Origin of the sequence: Streptomyces sp. NPDC058646 (assembly GCF_042716875.1) — a bacterium.
Lineage (GTDB): Bacteria > Actinomycetota > Actinomycetes > Streptomycetales > Streptomycetaceae > Streptomyces.
Genome location: NZ_JBHXRK010000002.1, coordinates 269,439 through 284,817, shown reverse-complemented (window position 1 = coordinate 284,817; position 15,379 = coordinate 269,439). Strand labels below are relative to the sequence as shown.

Genomic DNA, 15,379 nt, shown 5'->3' with positions numbered 1-15,379 from the left:
GCTCCCCCGCCCGCACCGCCGGGCACCCCTGTTCGGAGCGCCCGGTGGTTGCCCCGCATTCCCTGCGTGACGAGAATCTCTCTGGGCATGAGCGTCTGGGCTGGCCAGCAGCCCGCGTATGGGGCACCATCCCCATGGTCGCGTACCTACGCTTCCGTAACTTCCGGCCGGGAGCACCTCCCCAGGCAGAAAGCGGGGTCCCCCCAGCATGGCTGAGTTCGTCTACCCCCCGGTGATCGGCGCCGCGCACGGTCTCTTCCGTGCACTGGACATCCGTATCGACATGCAGGGCACCGAGAACATCCCGCGCACGGGCGGGGCGGTCCTGGTGTCGAACCACATCGGCTACCTCGACTTCATCTTCGCCGGGCTGACGGCACGCCCGCAGAAGCGCCTGGTGCGCTTCATGGCGAAGGAGTCGGTGTTCCGGCACAAGGTGTCAGGCCCGCTGATGCGCGCCATGAAGCACATCCCGGTGGACCGCAAGCAAGGGGAGACGGCCTACCAGCACGCCCTGGAGTCGCTGCGGGCCGGCGAGATCATCGGGGTCTTCCCCGAGGCCACGATCTCCCAGTCGTTCACGCTCAAGAGCTTCAAGTCCGGTGCGGCGCGCATGGCGCAGGACGCCGGCGTCCCGCTGATCCCCGTCGCCCTGTGGGGCACCCAGCGGCTGTGGACCAAGGGCCGCCCCAAGAACCTCAAGCGCAGCCACATCCCCGTGACGATGCGGATCGGCGAGCCGCTGGAGGCCCCCAAGGACCAGTACGCGGGGGCCATCACGCGCCGCCTGCGCGAGCGCGTGCAGGAGCTGCTCGACGCGGCGCAGAGTGCCTACCCCGAGAAGCCGCGGGACGCCGAGGACTCCTGGTGGCTTCCGGCCCATCTGGGCGGCAGCGCTCCGACGGCGGCCGAGGTGCGCGAGGCGGGCTGACCCGCCCGCCCTGCCCGCACGACGCGGACGGACTGGCCAGTGCCCCCTCCCGGGAGGGGGCACTGGCCAGTCCGTTTCCGGGAGGCTTCCTGCGGCCGAAGATACTCATGCTCCTGACAGCGTGACAACGCTGTCAGGCAGGAAAATTTCCTCTCTTCAGGGCCCGACCGGATCCGCCGGACCCGCCGGACCCGCCGGAGCCGCCGGGTCCGCCGCGCCGGCCCGCTTGCGGCGACGGTGGGCCGCGACGCGGGCGCGCGTGGCGCAGGTCGGGGAGCAGTAGCGGCGCGCACTGCCCGGCCCGGTGGCGAGGTAGAGGCGCCCGCACCCCTCGGCGGCGCACGCGCCCCACGCGACCCGCCCGTACTCGGTGAGCAGCTGGGCCAGCGCGAGGGCGCCGGAGGCGAGGAACCACTCGCCCCAGCCCGCCCCCGTACCCCGGTCCACGTGCAGGTGCCAGGGGTGACCGCCGTGCCGGGTCAGCCGGGGCCGGGTGGCGTACTCCGCGAAGAGCGCGTTGACCGCCTCGGCGGCGCGCCCCTCGTCCGGCTCGGCGAGCACGCGCGCCATCCGCCGGGCGGCGGCGCGCAGTTCCGCCGCGTCCGGCTCACCGAAGGCCTCCTCGGTGAGGTCGGCCGGGCGCTCCCCGTGCCGGGCCAGCAGCGCCGCGAGGCCGGCGCGCGGCAGCTCCGGATCCGCGCGCACCGCTTCGGCGAGGTCGATCAGGCGCTGCGAGGCCGAGAAGCCCGGTGCGGAGTCCGCCATGCCTTTGGATCCTTTCATCCTCCACCCGCATCACGTAACGTCTTGTGCGCCTATCACGTTACACACCAGCGGGGGTGCGGGATGCGCGGGCTGTGGCGGTACCTGGCGGCGGCGCTGGCCGCGCGCTTCGCCTCGGAGGGCATGGGCATGGCCGTGGTGCTGCTGGCCCTGGAGCGGACCGGGAGCGCGGCGTACGGTGCCTTCGTCCTGACGGCCTGGCTGGCCCCGCACGTCCTGGCGGCCCCCCTCGCGGGCGCCGCCGCGGCCCGGTCGCGGCGGCCGCGGCTCTTCCACGTCGGCGCGCTGGCCGGGTTCACGGCGGCGGTGGCGGCGCTCGCCCTGCTGCTGGGCCGGGCTCCGGCGGCGGTGGTGTTCGCCGTGGCGGTGTGCGGGGGCGCCTGCGGGCCCATGGTCACGGGCGGGCTGTCCAGCCTGGTCCCGGACCTGGTCCCGGCGGGGCCGGGGCGGGACCGGGCCTACGGCTGGGACGCCGCCACCTACAACGCCGCCGCCGTCACCGCACCGGCGGCGGTCAGCCTGGTCGCGGCCCTGGTCTCGGCCGCGCCCGCAGCGGCGGTGCTGGCGGCCTCCGGCACGCTCGCGGCCGTGCTGGCGGCCGGGCTGCCGTACGGGGCCCCGGAGGCGGGTCCGCACCGCGGGTCGCCCGGGACCGGGCCGGCCGCAGGGCTGGGCGCCGGGCTCGCCGCCCTGTGGCGGGTCAGGGAGCTGCGGGCCGTCACCGCGGCCACGACCCTGGCGTTCGTCGGCATCGGCTCGCTCACCACCACCTCGGTCCTGCTGGCGGCCGGATTCGGCCGCCCGGGCGCCGGGGGCGTCCTGGTGACGGCCTTCGCGGTGGGCGCGCTGGCCGGCGCCCTGACGCTGGGCCGGCTGACCTCGGTGGAGTCCGGCCGCCTCGTGCGGTGGGCCCTGGCCGGGACCGGGGCCGCCCTGGCCGCGGCGGCCTTCGCTCCGTCCGTGGCCGTCATGGCGGCGCTGTTCGCGGTCGCGGGGGTGTGCGACGGTCCGCTGTTGTCGGCCACGCTCCGGATCCGCTCGGAGTACGCGCCGGCGGGTGCGCGCACGCAGGTGTTCACCCTGGGCGCCGGGCTGAAGCTCACGGCGGCCTCCGCGGGGGCGGCCCTGGTCGGCTTCGCCGCCGCCGCGCCCCCGCGGGCCCTGCTGGCCGCGATCGCCGGACTGCAGCTCGCCGCCGCCCTGCTGCACGCGGGGTCGACCGTACGGGGCAGCGCCCCGCGGGCGGCTACAGGGCCGTCGGAAGCGCCCTCCACAGCTCCTGCCGGTCGGCGGAGCCGCGGAGGGCCTTGAGCACGGCCGGGGGCGGGGCGGCGTACAGCTCGGGGTAGTCCAGCTCACCGAGCTGCGGGCGCACGGGGAAGGCCAGTTGCTCGCGGTCGAGGCTGAACTGCGCGTCCACTCCGGGCTTGTTGCCCCGCGGGTCCTGGCGGCACCACCGCGTCAGGCCGGGCAGGCGCAGGGCGATCAGCCCGTGGACGATCGGGTTCGTGCCGTCGTCGTCGGCGAGGCGCTGGTAGCACAGGGCCGCCGGGATGCCCTGGGCGCGCAGCAGCGCGGCCAGGGCGTGGGACTTGGCGTAGCAGATGCCGTTGCGCGTGGCGAGCACGTCGGAGGCGCGCCAGGCGACGCGGGGGTCGCCGGAGTCCGCCGAGTGCGGGACGGTGTCACGGACGAACCCGAAGGCCACCTCGGCGTACGCGCGGGGGTCGGCGTCCGTGGCGGTCCAGAGGGCGTCGGCCGTTTCGCGTACCAGCGGGTGGTCGTGGTCGATCACGTCGTCGGCCGCCAGATAGGCGGCGAGGTCGGGCTGCTCCTGGATCAGTTCCATGATCCAGGAGCATATCTATGCGATCAACCGCATGACTATCGAGTTTTCGCATCCGCCCGGTCACGGCCGGCTGCGGCTCAGCGCGCCAGCTCCTCCTTGAGTGCCTGGAGGAAACCGTCCACGTCCTCTTCCTGGGTGTCGAAGCCGCACATCCAGCGCACGTCTCCGGCGATCTCGTCCCAGAAGTAGAAGCGGTAACGCTTCTGCAGCCGCCGTGACACCTCGTGCGGCAGCCGCGCGAACACCGCGTTGGCCTGCACCGGGTAGAGGATCTCCACCCCGTCCGCCTCCCGCACGCCCGCCGCCAGGCGCTGCGCCATGGCGTTGGCGTGCCGGGCGTTGCGCAGCCACAGGTCCTTGGCGAGCAGCGCCTCCAGCTGGACCGACACGAACCGCATCTTGGACGCGAGCTGCATCGACATCTTGCGGATGTGCTTCATCTGCCGGACCGCGTCCGGGTTGATCACCACCACGGCCTCGCCGAACATCATGCCGTTCTTGGTGCCGCCGTACGACAGCACGTCCACGCCGACCGTGTTGGTGAAGGTCCGCATCGGCACGTCGAGAGAGGCCGCGGCGTTGGCTATCCGGGCCCCGTCGAGGTGGACCTTCATGCCCTTGCCGTGCGCGTGCTCGCAGATCGCCCGGATCTCGTCCGGGGTGTAGACGGTGCCCAGCTCGGTGTTCTGGGTGATCGAGACGACCTGGGGCATCGCCCGGTGCTCGTCCTCCCAGCCCCAGGCCTGGCGGTCGATGAGCTCCGGGGTCAGCTTGCCGTCCGGCGTCGGGACGGTGAGCAGCTTCAGGCCGGCCATCCGCTCCGGCGCACCGCCCTCGTCGACGTTGATGTGCGCCGACTCGGCGCAGATCACGGCGCCCCAGCGGTCGGTCAGGGCCTGGAGGGCCGTGACGTTGGCGCCGGTCCCGTTGAAGACCGGGAAGGCCTGCGCGTACGGTCCGAAGTGGCTGCGGAAGATCTTCTGCAGGTGTTCGGTGTACTCGTCGTCACCGTAGGCGACCTGGTGGCCGCCGTTGGCGAGCGCGACGGCTTCCAGGATCTCCGGATGCACGCCCGCGTAGTTGTCGCTCGCGAAACCGCGCACCGCCGGGTCGTGGTGGCGGCGCGCATCGGTCCTCAGGGTTGCGGAGTGAGCCACAGACGCTGTCCGTTCACATCGATGGCGGGCCGCTCCCAGACGCCGGCGATGGCCTCGGCCAGCTCCTTGACGTCGGTGAAGCCCGCGAACTTCGCTTGGGGGCGCTCGGCGCGCATGGCGTCGTGCACCAGAGCCTTGATGACCAGGATCGCAGCCGCGGCGCCCGGGCCGTCGTCGCCCCCGACCTTGCGGAAGGAGTCGGCGAGGGACAGGGTCCACGCCTCGGCGGCCGCCTTGCCCGCGTTGTACGCGGCGTTGTTGGCGACCGGCTTGTGCGCCCCGGACTGGCTCACCAGGACGTAACGGCCGCGGTCGCTGCGCAGCAGGCCGTCGTGGAAGGCGAGCGAAGTGTGCTGGACGGTACGGATGAGGAGCTTCTCCAGGAAGTCCCAGTCCGCGAGGTCGGTGTCGGTGAAGGTGCTGCTTCCGCGCCAGCCCCCGACGAGGTGGACGAGGCCGTCCACGTGCCCGAACTCCTTCTCGGTCTGCTCGGCCCAGGCCTGGGTGGCAGCCAGGTCGAGCAGGTCCACGGTGTCACCGGTGATGGTGGCGCCGCCGTGGGCGTAGCGGGCCGCGTCCACGGCCTCCGCGAGCCGCGCCGGATCGGCGTCGGAGGCCACGACCACCGCGCCCGCCTCGGCGAGGCGCAGGAGCGTCGCGCGGCCGGCGGGGCCGCCGGCCCCGGCCACCGCGACCACCGCTCCCTGGAGCTTCCCGTTGCCGTTCATCCGTGCAGCCTCCTGAGGACGAGTGCTCACGCAGCGACCTGCGCGGCGTTCTCGGCGTGTTCCGCGTTGCGGGCGGTGATGCCCTTCGTGGAGGCGATCACGCCCTTGAGCTTCTTGGCGAGGGCCTCATAGAACATGCTGAGCGGAAACTCGTCCGGAAGCACGTCGTCCACGAGCTTGCGCGGAGGCTGCGTCATGTCGAGGGCGTCGGGACCCTTGGCCCACTTGGAGCCGGGGTGCGGGGCGAGGTAGGTGGAGACCAGCTCGTAGGCCTTGAACCAGTGGACGAGCTTCGGGCGGTCGATGCCGGCCCGGTAGAGGTCCTCGATCTCGGCGCACAGCTGGTTGGTGACCTGCGGGGCGCGCATCCAGTCGATCTTCAGCTTGTTGTCCGTCCAGCGCACGACGTCGTGCTTGTGGAGGTACGCGAAGAGGAGCTGGCCGCCGAGACCGTCGTAGTTGCGGTTGCGGTCACCGGAGACCGGGAAGCGGAACATGCGGTCGAAGAGGACCGCGTACTGCACGTCACGGCCGTGCTCGTTGCCCTCGGACTCGAGCTTCACGGCCTCCTTGAAGGCGGTGAGGTCGCAGCGCAGCTCCTCCAGGCCGTACATCCAGAACGGCTGGCGCTGCTTGATCATGAAGGGGTCGAACGGCAGGTCGCCGTGGCTGTGGGTGCGGTCGTGGACCATGTCCCACAGGACGAAGGCCTTCTCGCAGCGCTCCTGGTCCTGGACCATGGCCGCGATGTCCTCGGGCAGCTCGATGCCCAGGATGTCGACCGCGGCCTCGGTGACCTTGCGGTAGCGGGCGGCCTCGCGGTCGCAGAAGATGCCGCCCCAGGTGAAGCGCTCGGGGGCCTCGCGCACGGCGATGGTCTCCGGGAAGAGCACGGCGGAGTTCGTGTCGTAGCCCGGGGTGAAGTCCTCGAAGGTGATGCCGAGGAAGAGCGGGTTGTCGTACCGGGTGCGCTCCAGCTCGGCGAGCCACTCCGGCCACACCATCCTGAGCGCGACGGCCTCCAGGTTGCGGTCCGGGTTGCCGTTCTGCGTGTACATGGGGAAGACGACGAGGTGCTGGAGACCGTCGGCACGCTGGGAGGCCGGGTGGAAGGCCAGCAGGGAGTCGAGGAAGTCGGGCACCCGGAAGCCGTCCGCGGCCCACTTGCGCAGGTCGCCGACGAGCGCCCGGTGGTAGGCGGTGGCGTGCGGAAGCAGCGGGGACAACGCCTCGACGGCGCCGACCACGCGCTCGACGGCGGCCTCGGCGGCGGACCGGGCGGGGGCGCCCTCCGCCTCGAAGTCGATGGAGCCGTCCTTGGCCTGCCAGGGGCGGATCTCCTCCACGGCGGCCTTGAGCTCAGGCCACGCCGGGTGGTCGACCACCCGCGCTTCGGCGGCTATTGCGGTACCGCCGGGGCCCGGCACAAGAGTTTCCGTCATGTCACTTCCTCCACAGGAGAACCTCACGTCGGGACAGCCTAAGCACGTGAGGCTCTTCCGCTCAAGAGGTAACTCGGGAAATTATCCTGCGTCACCCCCTCCTTCACCGAAATTCTTCCCGCGATTGAGGGTGGAATTGATGACTCCGCCCAACCGCTCCATGGCCTGGCGGGCTTCCGGAAGTACGCCGGAGAGGGCGAGGAAGCCGTGGAACATCCCCGCATGCAGGTCGAGGGTCGAGGCGATCCCGCTCCCGGCCAGCAGCCGGTGGTACGCCACGCCCTCGTCCCGCAGCGGATCGCAGCCGGCGACGACCAGGTGGGCGGGCGGCAGCCCCGCCGGGTCCGCGTGCAGCGGCGAGGCCAGCGGAAGGGCAGGGTCCGCCGGGCCGAGGTACTGCGCCCAGAACCAGCGCAGGTGGGCGGCGGTCAGGAAGTACCCGCGCGCACAGGTCCGGTACGAGGGGCTGTCCTGGGCCGCGTCCAGGGCGGGGTAGAGCAGCACCTGGAGGGCGACGGCCGGCCCCCCGCGCTCACGGGCCAGCAGCAGCGAGGCGACGGCCAGGTTGGCTCCGGCACTGTCCCCGGCGACCACCAGGGCGGCCGGTTCCGCGCCCAGCTCGTCGAGGTGGGCGCCCGCCCAGCACAGGGCGGCGTACGCGTCGAGGGCGGCGGCCGGGAACCGGGACTCGGGGGCGCGCCGGTAGTCGACGGAGACGAAGACGGCGCCGGAGGCCCGGCAGAGCGCGCGGACGGTGGCGTCGTGGCTGTCGAGGCCGCACAGCACCCAGCCCCCGCCGTGGCAGAACACCACGGTCGGGCGGGGCCCGGGCCACCGCTCCGGGTCCGGGCGGTAGACCCGTACGGCCAGCGGCGGGGCCCCGGGCGGGCCGGGGACCTCCCGGTCCTCGACGGAGCCGACGGCGGGCGGCGGGCCGGGCGGCGCGGGCGCGGCGGCCAGGATCCGGCGCGCCTCGCCGGCGTCGGTGACGCCGCCTCCGACATCGGGGAAGGCGGCGGCGAGGGCGTCCGCGAACGGCCGGGCCGCCGGGTCGAGGCGGTCCGCGAACGGCCGGGCCGGCAGGTCGGGGCGGTCCACCGGGCCGGCCGTCACCGGACCCCGCGGCCACGGCGGCCCAGGGGGCCGCCCGGCCCGTCGGTGAAGTGCGGGATGACCTTCTCACCCCACTGCCGCAGGGTCTCCAGACAGGCCTCCTGCCCCACCGTGCCCATCTGGATCAGGCACATGATCTCGTCGGCCCCCGCCTCCTTGAGACGCTGCACGTAGGCGATGGCGTCATCGGCGCTGCCGTAGGCGTGGTCGGCGTTGAAGGTGGCCGTGGAGGTCGGCCGGACCGGGATCTCCTGCTCGTGCAGCCGCGCCACCACCTGCTCGGCGGCCCTGCGCATCTCCGCGGCCTCGTCGGCACCCCCGACCACCGCCTCGTCCGGGACGCCCGCCCCGCCGTACCAGTGGCCGATCGACTGGGCGAAGAACCGCTGGCCCCGGATGCCGACGCGGCGGGCCTCCTCGGGGTCGTCGAGCACGATCGTCGGGCAGAGCACCGAGAAGTGGTCGTTGACGACGGAGGAGACGAAGCGGCCGCCGTCCCTCCCGGCCACCGCGGCGTCGTACACGGAGCGCATCCTCGCGATGGACTCCGGCCCGGCGAAGCCCATCACCAGGGCCCCGATGCCCAGCTCGGCGGCCTGCACCAGGGTTTCCTCCCGGCTGCACGCCAGGAACAGCGGCGGGTGCGGGGTCTGCGCGGGGCGCGGCAGGATCGGGTGGGGGTCGATGTCGATCAGCTCCCCGTGGTACTCCAGCTCCTCCTCCTGCCAGGCCCTGCCGATGATCCTCAGGGCCTCCTCGACCTCCGCCGTGGTGCGCTCCTTGTCCACCCCGCACAGCGAGGTCTCCTGCACGGTGCCACCGCGGCCGGCCCCGAGGTCGAGCCGCCCTCCCGAGAGCAGGTCGAGCATGGCGGCCCGTTCGGCGACCCGCACCGGATGGTTGAAGTTGAAGGGCATGCACACGACCCCGTGCCCGATGCGTATGGTGTCCGTCCTGGCCGCGACCCAGGTCAGGAAGATCTCCGGGGCGGACATGTGTGCGTACCACTTCAGCGAGTGGTGCTCGACGGCCCAGATGCGGTCGAACCCCATCCGCTCGGCGAGCACGGCCTGCTCGACGCAGTCGCGGATGACCTGATGCTCCCGTTCGACCGTCGGGTCGGCGAGCTGAGCTTCGAAGATCACGGAGAATTCCACGGTGCCTCCACGGTTGCGTCCTGAGCCCGGCCCTACTTCAATAAGGAATATGACTAGTAGTCAGAAGCTGAAGAAGCAAGAGCTGCCGCCGACCGCGTGGGCGGTTCTCGGTCTGCTCTCCTTCCCCGGGGAGCGGACCGGTTACGAACTGAAGAAGTGGGCGGACTCCTCGCTGCGCTTCTTCTACTGGTCACCGGCGATCAGCCAGATCTACGCGGAGCTGCGCCGCCTCGAAGGGCTGGGGTACGCGGCATCGGCGCGCTCGGGCCCCGAGGAGGCGCGGGCCAAGCGCCGGTACGCCATCACGGACGCCGGCCGCGCGGCCCTGGCCGGCTGGGCCGCGGACGTGTCCGAGGCCGGGCCCCCCGTCCTCAAGCACGGGCTGCTGCTGCGGATCTGGCTGGGGCACCTGACCGAACCGGAGCGGCTGCGGGCGATGGTCGGCGAGCACCTGGAGCGGACCCGGGGCGAACTGGCCGCCGTACGGGAGGCGATGGAGCAGGCGGATGACGTGTCGGAATGGGCCTTCCCGGTCCTGGCGCTGCGCTGGAGCGAGCGGCAGCACCTGGCGGAACTCGACCTGGCGCAGGCCCTGCTGACCGACCTGGCGGCCCTCCCGGCCCCCGCGCGGACGCCGTCCGGAGCCCGGCCGCAGCCAGGAACCGGGACCGGGAAGGCCCAGGCCGGGAAGGCCCAGGCCGGGACCGGGACGGAGACCCGGCCCGGGACCGGCCCCGGGAGCCCCGCGGAGGCCTCGTCCGGAGCCCGGCCCGAGGCGCGGTCGGACGGCCCGGCCGCGGGCCGTCAAGCCCACGGGGACGCGCCCACCCGCGGGTGACGCGGCAGGGCCGGGGGCGGGCGGCGAGCCCTGACGGGATGCGGCCGTACGGCCCTTCGAGGCCGCTGCACGGGCGGTCCCAACGCGACCGCGGCGCACTAGCATGCGACCTCACCGCGCGCGACCGGTCGGGACACCGCGTCCGCGCGGAGAGCCGCCGTCGACGGAAGCGAGAGAACCTTGACTTTCCTCACCATCGGTCACCGCGGGGTCATGGGTGTCGAACCGGAGAACACCCTGCGGTCGTTCGTCCGCGCGGAGCGCTCCGGCATGGACGTCATCGCACTGGATCTCCAGCTGAGCAAGGACGGCACCCTCGTCGCCCTGCACGACCCCGAAGTGGACCGGACCACCGACGGCTCGGGGGCCGTCGCCGAGCTGACCCTGGCTGCCCTGCGTGAACTCGACGCGGGTCAGGGCGAGCACGTGCCGGTCTTCGAGGAGGTCCTGGACGCGGTCCGGACCCCTCTGCAGGTGTCGGTGACGGACCGGGCCGCCGCCGGGGTGCTCGCCGCGCTCGTGCTGCGGCACGACCTGACCGCACGGGTGGAGGTGGCCTCCGCCCACGACGCGGTGCTCGCCGAAACGTCCCGGCTGGTGCCGGGCCTGCGGACCGTCCTGTACGCGAACCCGCACGGCGCCGACGTCGTGGACCGCGCGCTGGCCGCCGGAGCCGCCACGATCGCCCTGGACATCCGGCGGATCTCCCTGGAGACCGTGGAGGCGGCGCACGAGGCGGGGATCCGGGTGACCGGCTGGACCGTGAACACCCTGGATCAGCTGCGGCTCGCGCGGGCCCTCGGGCTGGACGGTGCGGCCACCGACTTCCCCGAGATCCGCAGCACAGGCCGCTTCACCGCGTGACGGCCGGCGTCAGAGCGACTTGACCAGCAGCTCGAAGGCCAGGTCCGGCCGGAGCGGGATGCCGAAGCGCTCGTCGCCGTACGGGAAGGGGCTCAGTTCGCCGGTGCGCCGGTAGCCGCGGCGCTCGTAGTAGGCGATGAGCTCCTCCCGGACGTTGACCACCGTCATCCGCATCTCCTTGGCGCCCCACACCTCGCCCGCGCGGCGCTCGGCCTCGGCCAGGATCTCCTTGCCGAGGCCGCCTCCCTGAAGTCCGGGGCGGACGGCGAACATCCCGAAGTAGACGTGGTCGCCCCGGTGTTCGAGCTGGCAGCAGGCCACGATCCCCCCGGACCGCTCGACGACGAGCAGGGTGCTGTCCGGGGTCGCGATGACCTGGCGGACCCCGTCCTCGTCGGTGCGCCGGCCGTCCAGGTAGTCCGCCTCCGTGGTCCATCCCCCGCGGCTGGCCTCGCCCCGGTACGCCGACTCCACGAGCGCCACCAGCTCCGGTACGTCCGCCTCCACGGCACTGCGGAAGCTCAGCGGAGAGGGGCTGGGGGTCGTCATGCGGGCTCCGTTCATCGCGGTGGCATATGACATGCCTGGTACGGCAAGGAGAGCCTAACCCGGACCGGCGTGCGGACCTCCGCGCACGGGCATCCCTTCCCGTGACGCCGACGAACCGGGAGGTTCCGCCGTGCACGGTTCCACCACGTCCCTGCCCGCCTCCGTCTCCGCCTGGCTGCTGGTCCTGCTGTGCGCGGCGAGCGGCGTCTCCTGTCTGGTGCGCGCGGGCAGAGCCGGCCGGGGCGGGCGCGGTGCGGCACTGGCCGAGGCGCTGATGGGGCTCGCCATGGCCGTGATGGCCGCGCCCTCGGGGCTCGGCCCGTGGGGACCCCCGATCCTGCTGGCCGTCTTCTGCGGGGCAGCGCTGCACGCCCTGTGGCTGCTGCGGGAGGGCGTGCACCACGCGCACCATCTCGTCGGCTCTCTGGCCATGGCCTACATGGCGCTGACGATGACGACGGCGCCCGGGTACGGAGGCGGGCACGGCGGCGGTCCGCCGCTCGTCACCGGTGCACTGCTCCTCTACTTCGCGGGGTACGTGCTGCTGGGCGGGGCGCGGCTGGTGGCGGCGGGCGGCGGACCGCGGCCGCTCACGGCCACGGGGGGCGGTGACACCCCCCTGAAGTCCGCGGAACTGGCCCGGGCCTGCCGACTGGCCATGGGCATAGGGACGTTGGCCATGCTGCTGAGCATGTGACGGGGTCCGCGGACGTGTCCTGCGTCACCAATGCCCCCGGGCCATACCCGCAGGTAGCTCCGCGCTCATAGGCTGGCTCACATGATGGTCCCCGCCGTTCTTCTGCTGCTCGGCGCCCTGACCGCGGTGCTCGCCCCCCGCCTGCTGGCCCGGGCCGACTGGCCCGAGCGTGAACCCGTCGTCGCCCTGTGGGTGTGGCAGTGCGTCGTCGGTGCCGTGCTCCTGTGCTTCGCGCTGTCGATGCTGATCAGCGCGGCGGCCGCCTGGCTGGCGGTCCGGGGCCGGCTCTTCGCCGTCGCCCCGCACTCGGTGGTCGAGGCCTACGCGCTGGGCGCGGCCGGTGGCCCCTGGGCGGCCGGTACGGCACTGGCGCTGGCGGGCGGCGCGCTGTGGACGGGGGCGAGGCTGACCCGGGAGGTACTGGGAGCTCGTGCGCGGCGGCGGGCACAGGGCAGCGAACTGCTGCTCCGGGCCCCGCTGCTGCCCGGGGAGGACCCGGCGGCCGCACGGCTCGTCGTGCTGGAGGGGGTACGGCCGGACGCCTGGTGGCTGCCCGGTACGGCTCCGCAGCTGGTGGTCACGACAGCGGCCCTGGGCCGGCTCAAGGGGAGCCAGCTGGACGCCGTACTGGCCCACGAGCAGGGGCATGCGGCGGCGCGCCACGACTGGCTGCTGAACTGCGCGCGGGCGCTGGCCGGAGGCTTCCCCCGGGTGCCGGTCTTCGCCGCGTTCGAGACGGAGATGCACCGGCTGGTGGAGCTGGCCGCCGACGACGTCGCCTCGCGGCGGTTCGGCCGGCTGACGATCGCCCTGGCCCTGGTCGGACTGAACGAGGACCGCGGGGTGTTCGGGCCCGCCCCGGGTCCGCACGCGCACGTCACGCACCGGGTGCGGAGGCTGCTGTCGGCCGCGCCGCGGCTGTCGGCGGTGCGCCGCCTGCGGCTGACGGCGCTGGCCACGCTGGTGCCGGCGGTACCGCTGCTGGTGGCCTTCGTACCGGGCCTGAGCGCGCTGGCCCAGTGATCCGGGCCTGAGGCCTCGGCCTTCACCGGGTTGCCGGTGCCGCGGGTCGCCGGCCTCCGCGGCGCGCCGGTCCCAGGCGCGGGCTCCGGCACGCCGCGGCCCGGTCCGGGACGGTCCGCGCTGGGCCGGGCGGGTCGGCCGGGCATCTCCGGCCGGGTTCACCGGCGGGCGGGTGCGGTGCCCTCCGCTGGCGTGCCCGCCCTGCCCGGACGGTCCCGCTGCTGCGAGGATCACCCGATGCGGAACCAACGATTTCGGTGGGTGGGCGTCGGCTGCGCGCTGTCGGCGGCCGTTCTGACCGCGCTGGTGCTCGCGCAGTGGCAGCCGCTGCTGTCGTTCGACGCCCGCGTGGCCCGTGCCCTGCACACCCATGCCGTGCTCCACCCGGGGGTCACACAGGCGATGCGGGTGCTGAGCGACTGGGTGTGGGACCCCTGGACCATGCGCGCCGTGGCCGTGCTGGCCTGCGCCTGGCTGTGGTGGTGCGGAGACCGGCGGCGGGCGCTGCGGGTGGGGCTGGCCGTCCTGGTCGCGTCAGCGGTGCAGCAGGGACTGAAGGCTCTGGTGGGGCGGGAGCGCCCGGTGTGGACCGATCCCGTGGACTCGGCCCAGTACGCGGCCTACCCGTCCGGCCATGCCATGACGGCCACGGTGGTCTGCGGACTGCTGCTGTGGCTGCTCCCCCACCGGCCCCCGGGGGCGCCGGGCCCGCGGGGAGGCCCGGCGGGTCCGGTCCGTACGGCCTGGCCGCCGTGGACCACGGGGACGGCGTGGGCCGCGTGGACGGTGGCCGCGGTGTCGGTGCTCGGCGTCGGGTTCACCCGCGTCCACCTCGGCGTGCACTGGGCCTCCGACGTGCTCGGCGGCTGGCTGCTGGGCGTGGCCCTGGTGGCCCTCGTGGCGACCTGGGAAGTCCGGTCCGCGCGCTCGCCGACCGCTCCCCCGGACCGGCCGGGCCGCCCCGCTCCTCAGGCGGCCCGTGGAGGTCCGGGGCCGGGTGCGTGTCAGGCTCGGGGTATCAACGCACCCCTCCCCGGAGCCTGGCTGCGCGCCGGCATCAGCCGGGACGGCGGCCCGATGCGCGAGACGGAGCACGTGGTCTGGCTCCAGAGCGGGGAGTTCTACGCCGACAGCCGCGGCTTCGCCGGAACCACCGCCTACGACGGGCGGCGGGTCACCTTCCACCACGAGGTCGGCAGCCCCGGCCATGACGTGGGGACCCTGCGCCGCGAGGGCGCCGATCTGGTCGAGACGGGCGAGAACCTCGACGGCGGCACCTTCACGGAGGTCTGGACCCCGCTCGGCGGCACCGACGCCGACGAACCCGGCAGCGAAGGCTCCCGCACGGGCACCGGGCGCACCGTACCGCAGGGCTCGTGGCGGGTGGCGGGTACGCAGACGGTCCGGGTGGGCCGTCACGTCGTACACGTCGACGACGCGGGGAACGGGGCTCATTTCGTGCTGCCCGAGGAGGGCCGGGCCTGATCCGCGCACGACGCAGTGCGGTGTGCCTGCTCTGGGCGATCCCCCGTGTCACCCAGAGCAGGCGGCCCCGTGCGCTGAGTATATTGGCTCCGAGCCAGTCAACGCAGGAGTAAGCATGTCCCCGCGCAGCGCATCGGTCAATGAAGAATTGCGCAGACGTTCCCGGGAGCGGCTGCTCCAGGCCACGGTCGAACTCGTCTCCGAGCGCGGCTACGAGGCCACGACCCTCGGCGACATCGCCGACCGGGCGGGTGCGGCGCGCGGCCTGGTCTCGTACTACTTCCCGGGCAAGCGCCAGTTGCTGCAGTCGGCCGTGCACCGGCTGATGCACCTGACCCTGCAGGAGGCGCTGGAACGCGAACCGGTGCCCCCCGCCGGATCCGGGGGACGTGAACTCCTCGCCCGTGCCATCGACTCGGTCCTCGGGCTGACCCGGGACCATCCCCTGCTGATGCGGACGCACATGGCGGGCATCCTCACGGCGGACGGCTTCGTGCAGTGCCCGGAGCAGCAGCGGCTGGCGGAGCTGCTGCGCCATGCCGTCACCCGGTACGGCTCGCAGGACGTGGACACCGACTACCCGCTGCTGCGGGCGCTGCTGATGGGCGCGGTGGTGGCCGTGCTGCTGCCGGGGGCGCCGATGCCGCTGGCCCGGCTGCGGGCGGAGCTGTTCCACCGTTACGGGCTGGACTGGGAACTCGGCGTTCCGCCGGACGGCCGCGAGCCGCCCGGCGCAACGGTTCCGCTCTGAGCGCGGGAGCCG

General features: G+C 73.6%; 15 protein-coding genes and 1 pseudogene. 8 read left to right on the top strand and 8 right to left on the bottom strand.

Translation table 11 applies throughout. The features are described from left to right. The first annotated feature begins 208 nt into the window (after nucleotides 1-208). Nucleotides 209-931, top strand: coding sequence for a lysophospholipid acyltransferase family protein (locus ACFWUZ_RS04755; RefSeq protein WP_384367024.1), 723 nt, complete (start codon nucleotides 209-211; stop codon nucleotides 929-931). 156 nt (nucleotides 932-1,087) lie between these two features. Here ACFWUZ_RS04755 and ACFWUZ_RS04750 read toward each other — a convergent pair whose 3' ends face one another. Continuing rightward, complete coding sequence (locus ACFWUZ_RS04750; RefSeq protein WP_384367021.1) at nucleotides 1,088-1,696, bottom strand: CGNR zinc finger domain-containing protein; 609 nt, start codon at nucleotides 1,694-1,696, stop codon at nucleotides 1,088-1,090. 81 nt (nucleotides 1,697-1,777) lie between these two features. Here ACFWUZ_RS04750 and ACFWUZ_RS04745 point away from each other — a divergent pair, with 81 nt between their 5' ends. Then, nucleotides 1,778-3,025, top strand: a complete 1,248-nt coding sequence (locus ACFWUZ_RS04745) for an MFS transporter (RefSeq protein ID WP_384367019.1) — start codon at nucleotides 1,778-1,780, stop codon at nucleotides 3,023-3,025. Here the strand turns inward: ACFWUZ_RS04745 and ACFWUZ_RS04740 are convergent. The 6 genes from ACFWUZ_RS04740 to ACFWUZ_RS04715 all read right to left on the bottom strand — a co-directional run bounded on the left by ACFWUZ_RS04740 (nucleotide 2,961) and on the right by ACFWUZ_RS04715 (nucleotide 9,160). Next, entirely contained in the window at nucleotides 2,961-3,563 is a 603-nt protein-coding gene (locus tag ACFWUZ_RS04740) for a transglutaminase family protein (RefSeq protein ID WP_384367016.1), read from the bottom strand. The two genes, ACFWUZ_RS04745 and ACFWUZ_RS04740, sit on opposite strands and share 65 nt — an antisense overlap. A gap of 77 nt (nucleotides 3,564-3,640) precedes the next feature. Then, nucleotides 3,641-4,702 (bottom strand): threonine aldolase family protein, encoded by a 1,062-nt coding sequence (locus tag ACFWUZ_RS04735; RefSeq protein ID WP_384367277.1) that lies wholly within the window; start codon nucleotides 4,700-4,702, stop codon nucleotides 3,641-3,643. Then, nucleotides 4,699-5,448 (bottom strand): SDR family NAD(P)-dependent oxidoreductase, encoded by a 750-nt coding sequence (locus ACFWUZ_RS04730; protein WP_384367013.1) that lies wholly within the window; start codon nucleotides 5,446-5,448, stop codon nucleotides 4,699-4,701. Before ACFWUZ_RS04730 ends, ACFWUZ_RS04735 begins: the two co-directional genes overlap by 4 nt. A 26-nt stretch (nucleotides 5,449-5,474) precedes the next feature. Continuing rightward, nucleotides 5,475-6,890: a DUF6421 family protein gene (locus tag ACFWUZ_RS04725; RefSeq protein ID WP_384367010.1), complete on the bottom strand. Its 1,416-nt coding sequence runs from the start codon at nucleotides 6,888-6,890 to the stop codon at nucleotides 5,475-5,477. Nucleotides 6,891-6,971: 81 nt separating this feature from the next. Continuing rightward, nucleotides 6,972-7,988, bottom strand: a complete 1,017-nt coding sequence (locus tag ACFWUZ_RS04720) for an alpha/beta hydrolase (protein WP_384367007.1) — start codon at nucleotides 7,986-7,988, stop codon at nucleotides 6,972-6,974. Nucleotides 7,989-7,999: 11 nt separating this feature from the next. Next, nucleotides 8,000-9,160: an LLM class flavin-dependent oxidoreductase gene (locus tag ACFWUZ_RS04715; protein WP_384367004.1), complete on the bottom strand. Its 1,161-nt coding sequence runs from the start codon at nucleotides 9,158-9,160 to the stop codon at nucleotides 8,000-8,002. A 49-nt stretch (nucleotides 9,161-9,209) separates the two neighbouring features. On the opposite strand from ACFWUZ_RS04715, the gene ACFWUZ_RS04710 reads away from it, so the two are divergent. Both ACFWUZ_RS04710 and ACFWUZ_RS04705 read left to right on the top strand, forming a co-directional pair. Next, nucleotides 9,210-9,998: a helix-turn-helix transcriptional regulator gene (locus ACFWUZ_RS04710; protein WP_384367001.1), complete on the top strand. Its 789-nt coding sequence runs from the start codon at nucleotides 9,210-9,212 to the stop codon at nucleotides 9,996-9,998. Between the two features lie 180 nt (nucleotides 9,999-10,178). After that, entirely contained in the window at nucleotides 10,179-10,862 is a 684-nt protein-coding gene (locus ACFWUZ_RS04705; protein ID WP_384366998.1) for a glycerophosphodiester phosphodiesterase, read from the top strand. 9 nt (nucleotides 10,863-10,871) lie between these two features. Here the strand turns inward: ACFWUZ_RS04705 and ACFWUZ_RS04700 are convergent, their stop codons facing one another. After that, the gene (locus ACFWUZ_RS04700) at nucleotides 10,872-11,411 is read right to left on the bottom strand and encodes a GNAT family N-acetyltransferase (RefSeq protein ID WP_384366995.1); all 540 of its coding nucleotides are present in this window, start codon (nucleotides 11,409-11,411) and stop codon (nucleotides 10,872-10,874) included. Between the two features lie 130 nt (nucleotides 11,412-11,541). Here ACFWUZ_RS04700 and ACFWUZ_RS04695 point away from each other — a divergent pair, with 130 nt between their 5' ends. The 4 genes and pseudogenes from ACFWUZ_RS04695 to ACFWUZ_RS04680 all read left to right on the top strand — a co-directional run bounded on the left by ACFWUZ_RS04695 (nucleotide 11,542) and on the right by ACFWUZ_RS04680 (nucleotide 15,367). Next, nucleotides 11,542-12,108, top strand: a complete 567-nt coding sequence (locus ACFWUZ_RS04695; protein ID WP_384366992.1) for a DUF5134 domain-containing protein — start codon at nucleotides 11,542-11,544, stop codon at nucleotides 12,106-12,108. A gap of 81 nt (nucleotides 12,109-12,189) precedes the next feature. Then, entirely contained in the window at nucleotides 12,190-13,131 is a 942-nt protein-coding gene (locus tag ACFWUZ_RS04690; protein ID WP_384366989.1) for a M56 family metallopeptidase, read from the top strand. A 237-nt stretch (nucleotides 13,132-13,368) separates the two neighbouring features. Continuing rightward, nucleotides 13,369-14,097, top strand: a pseudogene (locus ACFWUZ_RS04685) (phosphatase PAP2 family protein); the annotation flags it as partial. A 634-nt stretch (nucleotides 14,098-14,731) separates the two neighbouring features. Continuing rightward, on the top strand, nucleotides 14,732-15,367 hold the full coding sequence (locus tag ACFWUZ_RS04680) for a TetR/AcrR family transcriptional regulator (RefSeq protein WP_384366986.1): 636 nt from the start codon (nucleotides 14,732-14,734) through the stop codon (nucleotides 15,365-15,367). Nucleotides 15,368-15,379 lie beyond the last annotated feature (12 nt).